The following is a 16610-nucleotide window of genomic DNA, read 5'->3' as shown; positions in this document are numbered from 1 at the left end:
CTGGGTTCAACGGCCAAAAACGCAGCAAAATAAACGCCATCGCCATGGTCGCGACCGCGCAGAGATATGGCCCGGTCAGGGCCTTGTCAACGGCGGGCATATTGCAGCTAATTCATCATTTTGACAGACTTTTCGCGTTGCCAAGGCCCCCTGAATTGGGCGAGTGTCCGCCCCGCTCAAGCAGCCCCCGCTTCAACATAAGGATTTTCCATGACCACCTCGTTCCCGGTAACCACCGGCCAGCGTTTTCGCCATGCGTCCGCCCTGGCTGGCTCCCTGGCCCTGGCGCTGTGCCTGGCGTTCGCGGGCCCGCTCCGGGCGGCCGACGATCCCGTTCTGGCCAAGGTCAATGGCGCTGAAATCAAGAAGAGCGACGTCACCATGGCCGAGGAGGAGCTCGGACCGAGCCTCGCCCAGATGGATCCGGCGACCAAGGACGAGAACGTCTTGTCGTTCCTGATCGACATGAAGATCGTGGCCAAGGCCGCCGAGGACAAGAAGGTCGCCGACAGCGACGAGTTCAAGAAGCGGATGGCGTTCGCCCGCAACCGCCTGCTGATGGACAGCCTGCTCGCCAACGAGGGCAAGGCCGCCACGACCCCCGATGCGATGAAGAAGGTCTATGAGGAGGCGTCCAAGCAGATCACCGGCGAGCAGGAAGTGCGCGCCCGCCACATCCTGGTCGAGACCGAGGACGAGGCCAAGGCGGTGAAGGCCGAGCTCGACAAGGGCGCCGATTTCGCCGAACTCGCCAAGAAGAAGTCCAAGGATCCGGGCTCCGCCGATGGCGGCGACCTCGGCTTCTTCACCAAGGAACAGATGGTGCCGGAATTCTCGGCGGTCGCGTTCGCGCTGGAGCCGGGCAAGATCTCCGACCCCGTGAAGTCGCAGTTCGGCTGGCACGTCATCAAGGTCGAGGAAAAGCGGAATCGCAAGGCGCCCGACTTCGAGCAGGTCAAGCCCCAGATCGAGCAGTACGTCACCCGCAAGGCCCAGGCCGACTACGTCGCCAAGCTCCGCGCGGATGCCAAGGTCGAGCGGATGGACCAGGCTGACGCGTCCAAGGACGCCAAGCCGGCCGAAGCGACCAAGCCTGCCGATGCCAAGCCGGCCGACAGCAAGATGGCGCCTCCCGCCAAGAAGTAAGAATTTGCTGTCACTTCGCTGACGCCAAGAGTATCTAAGCATCGCAATGGCCGGGCATCGCCCGGCCATCTGCATATCCAGACCTCACCAAGGCACCCCGCGATGTCCTCAGCCGTCTCCCCGCTCGCTCCGAAGAACGTTCCTGATATGCCCGTGATCGCGGGCGTCCGTCTCGCGACGGCCGAGGCCGGCATCCGCTACAAGAACCGCACCGACGTGCTGCTGGCGATCATGGACAAGGGCACCTCCGTCGCCGGCGTCTTCACCAAGTCGAAGTGTCCGTCCGCGCCGGTCGAATGGTGTCGCGCCAAGTTGAAGGGCGGCAAGGCCCGCGCGCTGGTCGTCAACTCCGGCAATGCCAATGCCTTCACCGGCAAGACCGGACGTGCCTCGACCGCGCTGACCGCGAAGATCGCGGCCAAGGCGGTCGGCTGCAGCGAAAGCGAGATTTTCCTGGCTTCGACCGGCGTGATCGGCGAGCCGCTGGACGCGACCAAGTTCGACGGCGTGCTGGGACGTCTCGCCGTAGCAGCGGAAGCAGGCGATTACCTTGCGGCCGCCAAGGCGATCATGACCACCGACACATTCCCCAAGGTCGCGACCGCGACCGTGAAGCTCGGCAAGGCCAAGGTCACCATCAACGGTATGGCCAAGGGCGCCGGCATGATCGCGCCCGACATGGCGACGATGCTGTCCTTCATCTTCACGGACGCGCCGATCGCGCCCGCTGCGCTCCAGGCGTTGCTCAAGGCCGGCGTCGAGGACACCTTCAACGCGGTCACGATCGACGGCGACACCTCGACCTCGGACACGCTGCTGGCCTTCGCGACGGGTGCGGCCGCCGCGCACGGTGCGCCCAAGATCAGCCGTGCCAGCGATCCGCGCCTGAAGGCCTTTGTGAAAGCTTTCAACCAGATCCTCGCCAATCTCTCCGAGCAGGTCGCCCGCGACGGCGAAGGCGCACGCAAGCTGGTCGAGATCACCGTCGAGGGCGCCAAGACCAAGGCCTCCGCCCGCAAAATCGCCATGTCGATCGCCAACTCACCGCTGGTGAAGACCGCAATCGCCGGCGAGGACGCCAATTGGGGCCGCGTGGTGATGGCGGTTGGCAAGGCCGGCGAGCCGGCCGATCGCGACAAGCTGTCGATCTCCTTCAACGGCATCCGCGTCGCCAAGAGCGGCGCGCGCGATCCATCCTATGACGAAGCCCAGGTGTCGGAAGCGATGAAGGCGCCGGAGATCGCGATTAAGGTCTCGCTCGGCCTCGGCAAGGGCCGCGACCGCGTGCTGACCTGCGACCTCACCAAGGAATATGTCGCGATCAACGGTGATTACCGGTCCTAGGGATCATGGCGGATCTCAAGCTCACACTGGTGGTGGCCTGTGCGCTCGTCGACGCCGACAAGCGCGTCCTGATCGCGCAGCGCCCGGAGGGCAAGACGCTCGCAGGCCTCTGGGAATTTCCCGGCGGCAAGTGTGAACCCGGCGAGCGGCCGGAGCAGAGCCTGATCCGCGAACTCCACGAGGAGCTCGGCATCACCGTCGCCGAGCCGTGCCTGGCGCCGCTGACCTTCGCGAGCTACGGCTACGAGACCTTTCATCTGCTAATGCCGCTTTACATCTGCCGGCGCTGGGAAGGGCTGGTCACGGCCCGCGAAGGCCAGACCCTCGCCTGGGTCCGGGCCAACAAGCTGCGCGACTATCCGATGCCGCCTGCGGACATTCCGCTGATCCCGCACTTGATCGATTTGCTGATGTGAGAGGGGCTGTCGCCACTCTCTCGGTGTCATGCCCGGGCTTGTCCCGGGCATCCACGATCTTCGTGCCGAGCTGAAAAACGTGGATGGCCGGGTCAAGCCCGGCCATGACGAAGGAGAGAGCTCACTCCTTCCCGGCCTTCTTCACTGCTTCGGCCAAGCTCGCTTTCGCCGAACCCGGTTTCAGCGGCTGCTGCTGGCTTGCATGCGGCGCCCAGGCGGACAGCCAGATGATGTCGAAGGTGGCGCGGATACGGCCGTCGGCATCGGCAAAACGCTCGGCATAGATTTCGGCCATGCGCAGCAGCGTCGCGCGACGGCTTAGGCTGCGGCGACGCTCGATCAGCACATTGGCCGCGCCCATGCGGCGGAGATCCTGCATCAGGGCGAACGCATCGTCGTAACGCACCACGACGCGATCGACGTCGGTCACCGGCAGCGCAAAGCCCGCCCGCTGCAACAAGGCGCCGATGTCGCGCAAATCGGCGAACGGCGCGACGCGTGGCGACACGCCACCCTCGCATTCGGATTCCGCCGCCGCAAAAGCCTGGCGCAGCTCGGTCAGGCTGTCGCCGCCGATCATCGCGGCCAGCAGCAGTCCGTCCGGTTTCAGCGCACGGCGAACCTGCGCGAGCACACCGGGGAGATCGTTGACGAATTGCAGCGCCAGCGCCGAGACGACGAGATCGACGCTCTCAGGCGCGAACGGCAATTTCTCCGAGCCTGCAGCGTCGAGCGGGATCCGCTGAATGGACGGCAGCCGTGTGCGCAGAGCTGCGAGCCCCTCGCCTGGCGTCCAGAGATCGGCCGGCGTGTGAAACTCCCGCATCACCGCGGCCAACCGGTCGGACATGTCCTCGGCGACCCGGTCGAGCAGGAATGTCACCTCGCCCAGTGCCCGCGCGCGCTGCTGCCGTGCATGCAGCAAGGCACGATCGAACAAGGCGGGCGGGGTCTTCGGGGTCTGAGCCATGCCGCTGGTTACGCCGATCATGACGGTTCTGGCAATCCGCCGTGTGCGGCGCTAGCCTCTCCCCATGGAAGTCGAAGCAACTCCCACCCGTTCCATCGCGGCACCGTTGCGTGCCGCCTGGATGGCTGGCCGTTACGTGCTCGGGCGTGCGGCGCGGCTTGCACTCGACATCGCCCTGCCCACCTTGTGCGTGTCCTGCCGTGAGCCGGTCGATGGCGAAGGCGTGTGCGCGGCGTGCTGGGCAAAATTGTCGTTCATCGAGCGCCCCTATTGCCCGCGGCTCGGCATCCCCTTCGTCTATGATCCCGGCCCCGACATGCTGTCGATGGAGGCGATCGCCAGCCCGCCGGCTTACCAGCGGGCCCGCGCGGCGGTGCGCTATGACGACGTCGCGCGCACGCTGGTGCATGCGCTGAAATACCAGGACCGCACCGATCTCGCGCCCCCCATGGGCCGCTGGATGGCGCGCGCGGGCGGCGAGCTGCTCGCGGACGCCGACATGCTGGTACCGGTGCCCCTGCATTGGCGCCGGGCCTGGCGCCGCCGTTACAACCAATCAGGCGCGCTGGCGCAGATCATCGCGCGGCAGAGCGGGGTCAAGGTGCAAGCAGAGGTGCTGCGCCGGGTGCGCGCCACGGAGCAGCAGATCGGCCTGTCGCGGGCGCAGCGCGCCACCAACGTACAGGGCGCATTCCAGGTATCCCCCGATCGTCAGGCCGAGGTCCAGGGCCGGCGCATCATCCTGGTCGACGACGTCCTGACATCAGGTGCGACCCTGGACGCCTGCGCGCGCGCTCTGCTGCGCGCCAAGGCAGCCCAGGTCGACGTGCTGGTCTTTGCCCGGGTTGTCGAGACCAGGTAAACTCCCATATAATTCAACGAATTCATACATGAGAGCGCTGGACGCCATGACCGCTGCTGTCGAAATCTATACCAGGCCCGGATGCGGCTATTGTTCCGCTGCCAGGTCGCTTCTGACCCGCAAGAAGGCGACATTCACGGAATTCGACGTCGCCAAGAACCCGTCCTGGCGCGAGGAGATGTACGACCGCGCCGGCCAGGGCTCGACCTTCCCGCAGATCTGGATCGGCGGAACCCATATCGGCGGCTGTGACGACCTCTATGCGCTCGACCGCGAAGGCAAGCTCGACGGCATGCTCGAAAGCGTCAAGGCGGTGTCATGAGCCAGGATCAAGCTCAAGACAGGACCTTTACCGCCGCCATGGTGCAGATGCGCACCGGCCTATTGCCCGAGCCGAGCCTCGCGCAGGCAACCCGGCTGATCCGGGAGGCAGCAGCCAAGGGCGCCGACTACGTGCAGACCCCCGAGGTCAGCAACATGATGCAGCTGAACCGCAAGGCGCTGTTCGAGCATCTGCAGAGCGAAGAGGACGACGCCTCGCTGAAAGCGTATCGCGCGCTCGCAGCGGAGCTGAAGATCCACATCCATGTCGGCTCGCTGGCGCTGCGCTTCTCGCCGGAGAAGGCGGTCAACCGCTCCTTCCTGATCGGGCCCGAGGGCCAAGTGCTCGCGAGCTACGACAAGATCCACATGTTCGACATCGAGCTGCCGGACGGCGAGAGCTATCGCGAATCCGCCAATTACCAGCCGGGCGAGACCGCAGTGATCTCCGACCTGCCCTGGGGTCGCGTTGGCCTGACGATCTGCTACGACGTGCGCTTCCCTGCGCTCTACCGCGCGCTGGCCGAGAGCGGCGCATCCTTCATCACGGTGCCGTCCGCCTTCACCCGCAAGACCGGCGAGGCGCACTGGCATATCCTGCTGCGCGCGCGTGCGATCGAAACGGGATGCTTCATCTTCGCAGCTGCCCAGGCAGGCACCCACGAGAACAAGCGTGAGACCTATGGCCATTCGCTGATCATCGATCCCTGGGGCGACATTCTCGCCGAGGGCGATGTCGAGCCCGGTATCATCATGGCCAAGATCGACCCGGCCAAGGTCGAGATCGCGCGCCGCGCGATCCCTTCGCTCCAGCACGGCCGCCGCTTCGGTGTCTCCGATCCCAAGGCGGGGCCGGATCATCTGCACCTGGTGCGGGGATCGGCATGATCCGCTACGCGCTCCATTGCGACCGCGACCATCAGTTCGAGAGCTGGTTCCAGAGCTCGTCGGCCTATGAGTCGCAGGTCAAGCGCAAGCTCGTGACCTGCCCGATCTGCGGCTCGGCCAAGGTCGAGAAGGCGATCATGGCGCCGCGCATCGTCGCCAAAAAGGGCCGCGGTCGCGCAACACCGCCGCCGGAGCCGGTGACAACCGCCGCGCCGGAGGCTGCACCGTCAGGAGCAACGTCGCTGATGATGGCGCAGGAGCGCGAGCTGCGCGCCAAGCTGAAAGAGCTGCGCGACCATATCGTCAAGAACGCCGACAATGTCGGCGAACGCTTCGCGAACGAAGCCCGTGCCATGCATTACGGCGACAAGGAGCACCGCCCGATCTACGGCGAGGCCTCGCCTGACGAGGCCAAGTCGCTGATCGAAGAGGGTATCGAGGTTTCGCCGCTTCCGACGTTGCCGGAAGACAGGAACTGACGCGTAGAGCGCGTCAGAAGCCCACCAGCAGCGCCACGCCGACCACGATCAGCACGATGCCAAATATCTCGCGCGGCGCGATCGGCTGCTTGAACGAGTAATACGCCACGCCTTGCGCGAACAGCACCTCGATCAGCGCGAGCGTACGAACATTGGCCGCCGCGGTCAGCGCAAACGCCAGAAACCAGAACTGTGAGGAGAAGGCGCCCATGAAGCCGGCGAACAGCGACGGCTTCCACAGGCCAAGGATCGCCTGGAGCACTTTCGGGGCCCGCCAGAGCAGATAGATCGACAGGATCGCCGTCTGCACGAACAGACCCAGCACCAGTGTGAACGAGGCTGCCGTCACGAAGGACACGTTCGGCACGTTGATGATGGCGCCGCGGAATCCGACCGCGGACAGCGCGAACGCCGCGGCCGCAACAAGCCCCAGGATGGTCGGCTTCAGCTCCGCGAAGCTCTTCTCGCCGCCGGGCCGCAGCGCGGTGATGACGACGCCGACGGTGGCGATCACGATCGCCAGCACCTTCAGCCACGTCAGGTGATCGCCGAGGAAGACGAAGCCGAAGATCGCGGTCTGGATCGCCTCGGTCTTGAGATAGGCCGTCGTCACCACGAAGGAGTGGTCGTTCATCGCGAGCAGCATCAGGCCCGTCCCGACGATCTGGCTGAGCGCGCCCAGCAGCAGCCACGGCCAGAACACCGAGGGCGGCATGCCGATATGGTCGCCCGTTGCGACCAGCACGGCGCCTAGGAACAGCAGTGAGAACGGGAAGCCGAACAGGAAGCGGATATTGGTCGCACCCCAGGTCCCCAGCGGCTTCGTGAGCGACCGCTGCATCGCATTGCGCGCGACCTGGCCGAGCGCGGCAATGATAGTGAAGGGAATCCAGAGGCTGGTGACGGTGAGCATGGGGATGGGGCTGTAACGGAAGTGATGATGCAACCTGCCGACGCCACGGCAGCAGGTCAATCACGCTCACGTCATAGGAGCGATGCTCTTGCTAAAACTCGGGCCTCACACCATCGCTTCCGCCACCACCATGTAGTTCACGTCCATGTCGGACGAGAGCGCCCATTTGTCGGCGAAGGGCGAATAGACGACGCCGGTCTGCTCGGTGATGACGAGACGGTTGTCGAGGAGATGCTTGGTCAGCTCGTCCGGAGTGACGAACTTGTTCCATTCATGGGTACCGCGCGGCAGCCAGCGCAGGACGTATTCGGCGCCGACGATGGCGAGTGCGAAGCTCTTCCAGTTGCGGTTCAGCGTCGAGACCACCATCAGGCCGTTCGGCTTCAGCATCGAGGCACAGCGCTTCAGGAAGACGCCGACATCGACGACATGCTCGACCACCTCCATCGCCAGCACGATATCGAAACGCTCGCGCGGGTCGATCTCCTCCACCGTGGTGCAGCGATAATCGATCGCAAGATGGCTCTTGTCGGCATGCAGCTTCGCCGCCGCGATGTTGCTGGCGGACGGGTCGACGCCGATGACCTGCGCGCCGAGCCGCGACAGCGGCTCGCACAGCAGACCGGCGCCGCAGCCGATGTCGAGCACGCGCAAGCCGGCCAGGCAGTTGAGGCTGCGCACATTGCGCTCGAACTTGCGGCAGGCGGCGTCACGGATATAGCCGAGCCGCAGCGGATTGATCCGGTGCAGCGGCGCCATCTTGCCCTTGGGGTCCCACCACTCGGCCGAGAGTTTCGAGAATTTCGCGATCTCGGCGGCATCGACGGTCGAGCCCGGCGAGAGGCTGGCTGATTCGGAGGTATCTTGCTGCATGCTCATGATTGCGCGCGGTCCTACCGCGTGGTGATCGAACTACGGAAGGCCAGTGGCGAGGCGATGGTTTTGATCGTCTCGATCCCCTCGCCGACGCCGCGAATGGTCACATCGCCGTAGTTGAGAATTCGTCCAAGAATCGTTTGATCGACGTCGACACTCTCGACCTTGTCCAGCGCCATTTCAAAGGTGCGGCGCTTGATGAAGCCGGTCTTATGCACAACCCTGAGATTGGTGACGTCGGTCTCGGTGGTGAAGCGATGGAACCAGCCCTTCAGGGTCCAGTACAGGGCAGCCAACGCCACAAGGCCGGAGCCGAACAGGCACAGGATCATGATGCTGTAAATGTCGCTCTGGCGGGAAACGGCGAACAGAACGATGGCCACGATCCAGGCCAGAATGGCCGGAAAATAGAAAATCCAGTGCGCATTGGTCGAATACAGCACCCGCTCGCCGGGCTGCAGGATTTCGTCAATATAGCGCGCCATAACCTCTGATAACCCATTGCCCGGATTGGGCCCCCGGACCCCGCTGAGGAACCCGCTTGCCCCCGGCCCCGCCCCTCTGTATACGCGCGGTCGGTATCCCCCAGGGCAACCGTCCGGCGCGGGTCACCATACTGATCCTTATGAAGGAATGCACGCGTCGTCATGAGCCGCCTCGTGATGAAATTCGGCGGCACATCCGTCGCCAACATCGAACGTATCCGCAACGTCGCACGCCATGTGAAGCGTGAGGTCGACGCCGGCCATGAGGTGGCCGTGGTCGTCTCGGCGATGTCGGGCAAGACCAACGAGCTGGTGGCCTGGTGCACCGAGGCCTCGCCGATGCACGACGCGCGCGAATATGACGCCGTGGTCGCCTCCGGCGAACAGGTCACCTCGGGCCTGCTGGCCATCGTGCTCCAGAGCATGGGCATTCAGGCCCGCTCCTGGCAGGGCTGGCAGATCCCGATCAAGACCAGCGACGCCCACGCCTCGGCCCGGATCGAGGACATCGACGGCAGTGAGATCATCAACCGCTTCAAGGAGCGGAAGGAGGTCGCGGTCATCGCCGGCTTCCAGGGCATCGATCCCAAGACCAACCGCATCACAACGCTCGGCCGCGGCGGCTCGGACACCTCGGCCGTCGCGATCGCCGCCGCGGTCAAGGCCGACCGCTGCGACATCTATACCGACGTCGACGGCGTCTACACCACCGATCCGCGAATCGTGCCGAAGGCCAAGAGGCTCGACAAGATCGCGTTCGAAGACATGCTGGAACTGGCCTCGCAGGGCGCCAAAGTGCTGCAGGTCCGCTCGGTGGAACTCGGCATGGTCCACAATATGCCGATCTTCGTCCGCTCGAGCTTCGACAAGCCCGAGGATATCGACCCGCATGCCAACCAGCCGCCCGGCACGCTGATCTGCAGCGAGGAGGAGATCATGGAAAGCCACGTCGTCACCGGCATCGCCTTTTCAAAGGACGAGGCCCAGATCTCGGTGCGCCAGATCGAGGACAAGCCCGGCGTGGCGGCGTCGATCTTCGGCCCGCTCGCAGACGCCAATATCAACGTCGACATGATCGTCCAGAACGTCTCCGAAGACGGCAAGACCACCGACCTGACCTTCACGGTTCCGGCTGCCGACTACGCCAGGGCCAAGGACACGATTACCGCCGCCAAGGCCAAGATCGGCTATGCCAGGCTTGATACCGCTACCGACGTCGCCAAGATCTCGGTGATCGGCAGCGGCATGCGCAGCCATGCCGGCGTCGCCGCCCAGGCGTTTTCGGCCCTTGCCGGACGAAATATCAACATCCGGGCCATCACAACCTCCGAGATCAAGTTCTCGGTTTTGATCGACACCGCCTATACCGAGCTGGCGGTGCGCACGTTGCACACGCTCTACGGCCTCGATCAAGCTTAGCCTAATTTTCTCTTAGCGGACGCAGCAAACGCGAGGGTGTACACACCTTCGCGTTTGGCAGGCGTTTTGCTTGGCAAAACAAGCCTCAATTCGCTATACGGCGGACAGGGTGGGCTGCCGCAGACTGTATCCCAGTTCAGGCCGCTGATTCGGTGCAAACACTAAGTCTCAGGACGATTTGGGTTTGCACCTGCGCCGGACAAACAAATTGATTGTTTTTCTGGAATTTTTGGCCAGCCGCCGGCCGATACCGCCGGGCCGGGCAGACGGAGGAGATTGACGGTTCATGCGGAGCGCGTCGGGAGGTCCCCGCGTCTTGTTGAGACGGCTCCGCGAAACCATGGCGGAGCAGGTCTCGGCCCAGGAGCGGCTGGACAAGATCGTGGTGCTGATCGCCGCCAACATGGTAGCCGAGGTCTGCTCGGTCTACGTGCTGCGCATCGACAACACGCTCGAGCTTTACGCCACCGAAGGCCTCAACCGCGAGGCCGTGCACCACACCGTGCTGAGCGCCCATGAGGGCCTGGTCGGCCTCGTTGCCAGCGAGGCGACGCCACTCAATCTGAACGACGCCCAGAGCCATCCGGCTTTCTCTTTCCGCCCGGAGACCGGCGAAGAGATCTATCACTCGTTCCTCGGCGTGCCGATTCTGCGCGCCGGCAATACGCTCGGCGTGCTGGTGGTGCAGAACCGCGCCAAGCGAACCTATGTCGAGGAAGAGCTCGAGGCGTTGCAGACTACAGCCATGGTGCTGGCGGAGCTGATCGCTTCCGGCGAATTGTCCGCACTGGCCAAGCCCGGCCTGGAGCCGGCCGCACGCCATTCCGCCCAGAAGGCGGGCGCCATCCTCTCGGAAGGCATCGCGCTCGGCCACGTCGTGCTGCACGAGCCGCGCGTCGTCATCAAGGACTACATCGCCGAAGACCTGCCGAAGGAAGTCAAGCGGCTCGACGCGGCGCTCGCCAAGCTGCGCTCGGATCTCGACCGCATGCTGGAGCGCGGCGATGTCGCCGAGGGCGGCGAGCATCGCGACGTGCTCGAAGCCTACCGCATGTTCGCCAACGACCAGGGCTGGTCGCACAAGCTGCATGAGGCGGTCGCCACCGGCCTCACCGCGGAAGCGGCGGTCGAGCGCGTGCAGTCCGATACCCGCGCGCGCATGCTGCGCTCGACCGATCCCTATTTGCGCGACCGGCTGCACGATCTCGAAGATCTCGGCTATAGGCTGATGCGGCAGCTCGTCGGCCAGGACCACGCGCCGTCGCGCGAGCAACTGCCTGATAACGCCATCGTCATCGCGCGCGCGATGGGACCGGCGGCGCTGCTCGACTACGACCGCAAGCGCCTGCGCGGCATCGTGCTGGAGGAAGGCACCGCCAATTCCCACGTCTCGATCGTGGCGCGTGCGCTGGGCATTCCCGCGGTCGGCGAAGTGCCGAACGCGCCGGGGATCGCCGACCCCGGCGACGCGATCATCGTCGATGGCACCTCGGGCTCGATCTATGTGCGCCCGTCCCAGGAGATCGAGGCGGCCTACGCCGAGCGCGTGCGATTCCGCGCGCGCCGCCAGGCGCAGTATCTGGCGCTGCGCGACCGGCCCTGCGTCACCAAGGACGGCGAGAAGGTCGAGCTTTTGATCAATGCGGGCCTCGCCATCGACCTGCCGCATATCGACGACACCGGCAGCGCCGGCATCGGCCTGTTCCGCACCGAGCTGCAATTCATGGTCGGTCAGAGCCTGCCGCGCACCAGCGACCAGCTCGCGCTCTACCGCGCCGTGCTGGATGCGGCCGGCAGCAAGCCCGTCACCTTCCGGACCCTCGACATCGGCGGCGACAAGGCGCTGCCCTATATGGAGACGGTGATCGAGGAGAATCCCGCGCTGGGCTGGCGCGCGATCCGACTTGGGCTCGATCGGCCCGGTCTGTTGCGCGGCCAGATCCGCGCGCTGCTGCGTGCCGGCGGCGGCCGCGCGCTGCGCATCATGTTCCCGATGATCTCGGAGGTCGCCGAGTTCGATGCGGCAAAGGCGCTGGTCGAGCGCGAGCTGACATATCTGCGCCAACACGGCCACACGCTTCCTGAGAGAATCGACATCGGCACCATGGTCGAGGTACCGGCGCTGCTCTATCAGCTCGACGAGCTCTTGAAGAGGGTCGACTTCATTTCGGTTGGCTCCAACGATCTGTTCCAGTTCCTGTTCGCGGTCGACCGCGGCAATGCCAAGGTCTCCGAGCGCTTCGACACCATGTCGACGCCGATCCTGCGGGCGCTGCGCGACATCGCACGGAAATCGCAGGCCGCGAAGAAATCGCTGTCGCTCTGCGGCGAGATGGCCTCGAAGCCGATCGGCGCATTGGCCCTGATCGCAATGGGCTACCGCTCGCTGTCGCTGTCGGCGACCGCGCTCGGCCCGGTCAAGGCAATGGTGATCGACCTCGACGCCAAGAAGGCCGCCGCGATGCTCGGCCCGCTGCTGGATGCGCCTGCAGGCAGCGTCTCAATCCGGCAGAAGTTGACGGAATTTGCCGAGGCCGAAGGCCTGGCGTTGTAGCGGGCCTGCCGCCCGTCGCCGCCGCCTCCCGCCGCTTTTGAGACCCAACCGATGTCGTCACTCCCCGAAGCCAAACTGGACGTCCTGCTCGCGCATCACGCTTCGCTCGAAGCCGAATCGCTCGGACAGCTCTCCTCCGAGCGCTACGTGCAGGTCACACGCGAGCTCGCCGAGATCACGCCCTTGATCGAGGCGGTGAAGACCTATCGTTCCGCGGTCAAGGAGCTCGCCGACACCGTGGCGCTGATCGCCGATCCGGCAACCGATGCCGAAATGCGCAGCATGGCCGAAGCCGAGCGCGACGAGCTCAATCCCAAGATCGAAGATCTCGTGCAGAAGATCCGCGTCGCGCTGCTGCCCAAGGACGCCATGGACGACCGCAACGTGATGCTGGAAATCCGCGCCGGCACCGGCGGCGACGAAGCTTCACTGTTCGCCGGCGATCTGTTCCGGATGTACGAGCGCTTCGCCGCCCTGCAGGGCTGGAAAGTCGAGGTGATCTCGGCGAGCGAAGGCACCGTCGGCGGTTACAAGGAAATCATCGCGGAGGTGCAGGGCCGCGGCGCGTTCTCCAAGCTGAAATTCGAATCCGGCGTGCACCGCGTGCAGCGCGTACCCGACACCGAGACGCAGGGCCGCATCCACACCTCGGCGGCGACGGTCGCCGTGCTCCCCGAGGTCGAGGACGTCGACGTCGACATCAAGAACGAGGATCTGCGCATCGAAACCATGCGCGCGCAGGGCGCGGGCGGCCAGCACGTCAACAAGACGGAATCGGCGATCCGCATCACCCATATCCCGACCGGCATCGTGGTGATGATGCAGGACAGCCGCTCGCAGCACAAGAACCGCGCCTCCGCCATGAACATCCTGCGCTCGCGCATCTACGATGCCGAGCGGCAGCGCGTCGATGCCGCGCGCTCGGCCGAGCGCAAGGAGAAGGTCGGCTCCGGCGACCGCTCGGAGCGGATCCGCACCTATAATTTTCCGCAAGGGCGCGTCACCGACCACCGCATCAACCTGACGCTCTACAAGCTGCCGCAAGTCATCGCAGGCGAAGCGCTCGGCGAATTGATCGATGCTCTGACCACCGAGCACCAGGCCGCCCAGCTCGCCGCGCAAGGGGCCGCCGCCTGAGCCTCAGCGCGTTCTGGCCCGGAAAGATCGCAGGATCTTCGCCAGAGCCGGCGCGGCGGCGCTCAACTCGTCCAGATGGATGCGCGAGAGCGAGCGCAGCTTTTGCTCGCCCTTGGCCGTCAGCTTGACCCGGACGCGCCTCGCGTCTTCGGGGTCGGCTTCCCGCCCGATCAGCTTCAGCTTCGCCATGCGATCCACCAGCTCTACGGCGGTATGGTGCCGGATCAGGAGGAAGCCCGCGATATCGCCGACGCTGGCGCCGTTGGGGCTCGCCAGTCCCTTGATCGCGAGCAGCGCCTGATGCTGCTGCGGTGTCAGGCCGGCGCTTTGGGCCGCCGTCTCGCTGAAGGCAAGGAAGGTGCGGAGCTGATAGCGGAATTGCGCAAGCGCGGTGTAGTCGGCCTCGCGCATCGCGGCGTCCTTTGGGGATGTGGCAGAGACCGTCCGTTCGGTCGCCCGCTTCGATCGAGCACTCACGCGATCCCTCCTTCGCTGCGCGGCACGATCAAACGCGCTCCTTTCCGTTGACGCAAGCAATGCTGCCGATCTATCCACGATGCCAGGCAGGATGGTTCCCTTGGCGGCAGGCTTCGATTCCGGACACAGTATCGAGCATGCGCGGCGCGCGCTTGCGGCACGGCTGCAAGCGGCCGGCATCGAGGATTCGTCGCTCGATGCGCGCCTGCTCGTCGGCGGCGCGGTGGGGCTCGATCTGACCGGTCTGATCACACAGGGCGCGCGATACCTCACCTCCGATGAAGCTCTGCGGCTCGAAGGATATGCGCAGCGACGGCTCGCCCGTGAGCCGGTCGCCCGCATTCTGGGCGTGCGGGAATTCTGGGGCCTGCCGTTCCGGCTGTCCGAGGCGACGCTGGTGCCGCGGCCCGATACCGAGACCGTGGTCGAGCTCGCGCTCGAGATTTTTCGGGAGAGGGCGATCGCGGGACGGCCGCCGCGCATCGCTGATATCGGCACGGGATCCGGCGCCATCCTGCTGGCGCTGCTGCACGAGATTCCCGATGCGTTCGGCGTCGGCACCGATCTCAGCCTGAGCGCGCTTCATACCGCCAGGGGCAATGCGGCCGCCCTCGGCCTTGCCGGCCGTGCGGCCTTCGTCGCCTGCTCCTATGCGGCCGCGCTTCACGGCCCGTTCGACCTGATCGTATCGAATCCGCCCTATATTCCCGCCGGCGAAATTCCGAAACTGAGCATCGAGGTGCGCGAGTACGATCCGCATCTGGCGCTCGATGGCGGTAATGACGGCTACGATGCCTATCGCGCCCTGATCCCGCAGGCCGCTGAGCGGCTCGCGCCCGGCGGCGCCCTGGTCGTCGAGGCCGGGCAGGGCCAGGCCGGAGATATTGAAACCTTGATGGCGGCTGCCGCGTTATCGATCGACAGACCACCCAAGGCCGACCTGGCGGGCATTCCCAGGGCCGTCTCGGCCCGAAAAATGCCCCCATAAAAGCCGGATTGGGCTCTAAAAAACCTCTTGGAATATCCCGTGGGAACGACTACGTTCCGGTCAACACATCGGTGCCGGCCCCGTAGATCTACGGGCGAAAGCCGGGCTCTCGGGCGAGAGCTTTACTGATTATAGGTTCCAAGCCGCAGGTCCTGTTGAGCGCGATGGCCAGTTAAGCTGCGCTGCTTACCGACCGCAAAGTGAACGAAAGCCTGATATTGCGCTTGAACACTTACGCAAGAAAGCTGGGCTTGTTTCGGCAGGCGATATGAATGGGTTCGCTGGCAATGGATGCTGGCGGTTGGGGAACGCGTCTTTGTTGAACGCGACGGTCGACGAACATTGGCAGGGTTCAATCCGCTCTTGCGCGCGGTGCGCGCGAGGCCTGTGAACCGCTGTCTGCAGGTTACTCCTGGCAATCAGTGATGCGTGCAACCTTTAGGGCTGGAATCAAAGGCAGGACATGAGAAACGGTCAGAACAAGCAGCGGATGCGCAACCGCAACAATAACAACAACAATAACCGGCGCGGCCAGAACCCGATGACCCGGGTCTACGAATCGAACGGCCCCGATATCAAGATCCGCGGCACCGCCTCGCACATCGCCGAAAAGTATCTTCAGCTTGCGCGTGACGCGCGCTCTTCGGGCGACCCGGTCGCCGCCGAAAACTACTACCAGCATGCCGAGCACTATTTCCGCCTGATCGCCGCGGCCCAGGAACAGTTCCGCCAGAGCCAGCAGCCGCGCGGTGACGAGCCCATCAGCACCAGCAGCGACGATGGCGAGGACGACGGCGAGAACTTCTCGGCGTTCGGCCAGGAGCCGGGCTTCGTTCCGCAGCCGCCGCAGCAGCCGTTCATGCGCGACCGCGACGGCCAGCGCGATCACCACCAGCGCGACTACCAGCCGCGCGACAATCAGCAGCCCTATCAGCGCGATCAGCAGCAGCCGCGCGAGCATCGCGAACGCGATCATCGTCCGCAGCCGCAATATCATCAGCAGCCGCAACCGCCGAACCAGCCGCAGCCTGTCGTCGCCGACGCCGGTAATGTCGATCGGCTGCCGTCCTTCATCACCGGCGCGCAGCCGCAGACCAATGGTGCGCCTGGGGGATTCGAAGGCGGCAACAGTGGTGGTGGCGAGCGTTATCCGCGCCGGCGCCGCCGTCCGCATGGCGGCCCGCGGCCCGAGCGGGAAGCGGCTCCCGCCGCGACCAGCGACGATCTCGCCCCCGGCGAGTAAGTCGCACCCAAATCTGATCTTCACGGACTGCATCGTCCCGGCTTCGCCGGGACGATTTTGTTTTCAACGTGCAAATTGGCTGGATCCAGCAG

The 16610-nt window shown here is 65.1% G+C and carries 17 protein-coding genes; 12 read left to right on the top strand and 5 right to left on the bottom strand.

Annotation, left to right across the window (positions count from 1 at the left end):
- Positions 1–210: 210 nt before the first annotated feature.
- The 3 genes from X265_RS02925 (at position 211) to X265_RS02915 (ending at position 2906) form a co-directional block, all read left to right on the top strand.
- Positions 211–1146 carry a peptidylprolyl isomerase gene (locus X265_RS02925; protein ID WP_128963564.1) on the top strand — a complete coding sequence of 312 codons (936 nt, stop codon included), beginning with the start codon at positions 211–213 and terminating at the stop codon, positions 1144–1146.
- A gap of 102 nt (positions 1147–1248) precedes the next feature.
- Positions 1249–2490 (top strand): bifunctional glutamate N-acetyltransferase/amino-acid acetyltransferase ArgJ, encoded by a 1242-nt coding sequence (gene argJ / locus X265_RS02920; protein ID WP_128963563.1) that lies wholly within the window; start codon positions 1249–1251, stop codon positions 2488–2490.
- 5 nt (positions 2491–2495) lie between these two features.
- Positions 2496–2906 (top strand): (deoxy)nucleoside triphosphate pyrophosphohydrolase, encoded by a 411-nt coding sequence (locus tag X265_RS02915; protein WP_128963562.1) that lies wholly within the window; start codon positions 2496–2498, stop codon positions 2904–2906.
- Positions 2907–3027: 121 nt separating this feature from the next.
- Here the strand turns inward: X265_RS02915 and X265_RS02910 are convergent, their stop codons facing one another.
- Positions 3028–3897, bottom strand: coding sequence for a methyltransferase domain-containing protein (locus tag X265_RS02910; RefSeq protein ID WP_128963561.1), 870 nt, complete (start codon positions 3895–3897; stop codon positions 3028–3030).
- A 43-nt stretch (positions 3898–3940) separates the two neighbouring features.
- On the opposite strand from X265_RS02910, the gene X265_RS02905 reads away from it, so the two are divergent.
- From X265_RS02905 to X265_RS02890, 4 genes are read left to right on the top strand one after another with little or no spacing between them, the layout of a single operon-like run.
- Positions 3941–4738, top strand: coding sequence for a ComF family protein (locus tag X265_RS02905; protein ID WP_128963560.1), 798 nt, complete (start codon positions 3941–3943; stop codon positions 4736–4738).
- 46 nt (positions 4739–4784) lie between these two features.
- The gene (grxC, locus tag X265_RS02900; protein WP_092293492.1) at positions 4785–5060 is read left to right on the top strand and encodes a glutaredoxin 3; all 276 of its coding nucleotides are present in this window, start codon (positions 4785–4787) and stop codon (positions 5058–5060) included.
- Positions 5057–5947 (top strand): carbon-nitrogen hydrolase family protein, encoded by an 891-nt coding sequence (locus X265_RS02895; protein WP_128963559.1) that lies wholly within the window; start codon positions 5057–5059, stop codon positions 5945–5947. Before grxC ends, X265_RS02895 begins: the two co-directional genes overlap by 4 nt.
- Positions 5944–6426, top strand: a complete 483-nt coding sequence (locus X265_RS02890; protein ID WP_128963558.1) for a DUF1178 family protein — start codon at positions 5944–5946, stop codon at positions 6424–6426. Before X265_RS02895 ends, X265_RS02890 begins: the two co-directional genes overlap by 4 nt.
- A gap of 13 nt (positions 6427–6439) precedes the next feature.
- On the opposite strand, the gene X265_RS02885 is transcribed toward X265_RS02890, so the two are convergent.
- The 3 genes from X265_RS02885 to X265_RS02875 form a co-directional block, all read right to left on the bottom strand.
- Complete coding sequence (locus X265_RS02885) at positions 6440–7339, bottom strand: EamA family transporter (RefSeq protein WP_128963557.1); 900 nt, start codon at positions 7337–7339, stop codon at positions 6440–6442.
- A 105-nt stretch (positions 7340–7444) separates the two neighbouring features.
- On the bottom strand, positions 7445–8218 hold the full coding sequence (ubiG, locus tag X265_RS02880; protein WP_164938401.1) for a bifunctional 2-polyprenyl-6-hydroxyphenol methylase/3-demethylubiquinol 3-O-methyltransferase UbiG: 774 nt from the start codon (positions 8216–8218) through the stop codon (positions 7445–7447).
- A 14-nt stretch (positions 8219–8232) separates the two neighbouring features.
- On the bottom strand, positions 8233–8700 hold the full coding sequence (locus tag X265_RS02875; RefSeq protein WP_128963556.1) for a PH domain-containing protein: 468 nt from the start codon (positions 8698–8700) through the stop codon (positions 8233–8235).
- 162 nt (positions 8701–8862) lie between these two features.
- On the opposite strand from X265_RS02875, the gene X265_RS02870 reads away from it, so the two are divergent.
- The 3 genes from X265_RS02870 to prfA all read left to right on the top strand — a co-directional run bounded on the left by X265_RS02870 (position 8863) and on the right by prfA (position 13810).
- Complete coding sequence (locus X265_RS02870; protein ID WP_128963555.1) at positions 8863–10119, top strand: aspartate kinase; 1257 nt, start codon at positions 8863–8865, stop codon at positions 10117–10119.
- A gap of 286 nt (positions 10120–10405) precedes the next feature.
- On the top strand, positions 10406–12673 hold the full coding sequence (ptsP, locus tag X265_RS02865) for a phosphoenolpyruvate--protein phosphotransferase (protein ID WP_128963554.1): 2268 nt from the start codon (positions 10406–10408) through the stop codon (positions 12671–12673).
- Between the two features lie 51 nt (positions 12674–12724).
- Positions 12725–13810 (top strand): peptide chain release factor 1, encoded by a 1086-nt coding sequence (gene prfA, locus X265_RS02860; RefSeq protein WP_128963553.1) that lies wholly within the window; start codon positions 12725–12727, stop codon positions 13808–13810.
- Positions 13811–13813: 3 nt separating this feature from the next.
- Here the strand turns inward: prfA and X265_RS02855 are convergent, their stop codons facing one another.
- Entirely contained in the window at positions 13814–14221 is a 408-nt protein-coding gene (locus tag X265_RS02855) for a MarR family winged helix-turn-helix transcriptional regulator (RefSeq protein WP_128963552.1), read from the bottom strand.
- Positions 14222–14378: 157 nt separating this feature from the next.
- Between X265_RS02855 and prmC the strand changes: the two genes are divergently transcribed.
- On the top strand, positions 14379–15275 hold the full coding sequence (gene prmC / locus X265_RS02850; protein WP_128969114.1) for a peptide chain release factor N(5)-glutamine methyltransferase: 897 nt from the start codon (positions 14379–14381) through the stop codon (positions 15273–15275).
- 463 nt (positions 15276–15738) lie between these two features.
- Entirely contained in the window at positions 15739–16518 is a 780-nt protein-coding gene (locus X265_RS02845; protein WP_128963551.1) for a DUF4167 domain-containing protein, read from the top strand.
- The last annotated feature ends 92 nt before the right edge of the window (positions 16519–16610 follow it).

It is taken from the genome of Bradyrhizobium guangdongense (assembly GCF_004114975.1).
Taxonomy (GTDB): Bacteria; Pseudomonadota; Alphaproteobacteria; order Rhizobiales; family Xanthobacteraceae; genus Bradyrhizobium; species Bradyrhizobium guangdongense.
Note: the sequence above shows the minus strand (reverse complement) of the source record. Positions and strands in the feature narration are given on the sequence as shown.

Coding starts and splice junctions, on each gene's coding strand:
- X265_RS02925 (WP_128963564.1), top strand. CDS start 211: ATGACCACCTCGTTCCCGGTAACCACCGGCCAGCGTTTTCGCCATGCG.
- argJ (WP_128963563.1), top strand. CDS start 1,249: ATGTCCTCAGCCGTCTCCCCGCTCGCTCCGAAGAACGTTCCTGATATG.
- X265_RS02915 (WP_128963562.1), top strand. CDS start 2,496: ATGGCGGATCTCAAGCTCACACTGGTGGTGGCCTGTGCGCTCGTCGAC.
- X265_RS02910 (WP_128963561.1), bottom strand. CDS start 3,897: ATGATCGGCGTAACCAGCGGCATGGCTCAGACCCCGAAGACCCCGCCC.
- X265_RS02905 (WP_128963560.1), top strand. CDS start 3,941: ATGGAAGTCGAAGCAACTCCCACCCGTTCCATCGCGGCACCGTTGCGT.
- grxC (WP_092293492.1), top strand. CDS start 4,785: ATGACCGCTGCTGTCGAAATCTATACCAGGCCCGGATGCGGCTATTGT.
- X265_RS02895 (WP_128963559.1), top strand. CDS start 5,057: ATGAGCCAGGATCAAGCTCAAGACAGGACCTTTACCGCCGCCATGGTG.
- X265_RS02890 (WP_128963558.1), top strand. CDS start 5,944: ATGATCCGCTACGCGCTCCATTGCGACCGCGACCATCAGTTCGAGAGC.
- X265_RS02885 (WP_128963557.1), bottom strand. CDS start 7,339: ATGCTCACCGTCACCAGCCTCTGGATTCCCTTCACTATCATTGCCGCG.
- ubiG (WP_164938401.1), bottom strand. CDS start 8,218: ATGAGCATGCAGCAAGATACCTCCGAATCAGCCAGCCTCTCGCCGGGC.
- X265_RS02875 (WP_128963556.1), bottom strand. CDS start 8,700: ATGGCGCGCTATATTGACGAAATCCTGCAGCCCGGCGAGCGGGTGCTG.
- X265_RS02870 (WP_128963555.1), top strand. CDS start 8,863: ATGAGCCGCCTCGTGATGAAATTCGGCGGCACATCCGTCGCCAACATC.
- ptsP (WP_128963554.1), top strand. CDS start 10,406: ATGCGGAGCGCGTCGGGAGGTCCCCGCGTCTTGTTGAGACGGCTCCGC.
- prfA (WP_128963553.1), top strand. CDS start 12,725: ATGTCGTCACTCCCCGAAGCCAAACTGGACGTCCTGCTCGCGCATCAC.
- X265_RS02855 (WP_128963552.1), bottom strand. CDS start 14,221: ATGCGCGAGGCCGACTACACCGCGCTTGCGCAATTCCGCTATCAGCTC.
- prmC (WP_128969114.1), top strand. CDS start 14,379: ATGGTTCCCTTGGCGGCAGGCTTCGATTCCGGACACAGTATCGAGCAT.
- X265_RS02845 (WP_128963551.1), top strand. CDS start 15,739: ATGAGAAACGGTCAGAACAAGCAGCGGATGCGCAACCGCAACAATAAC.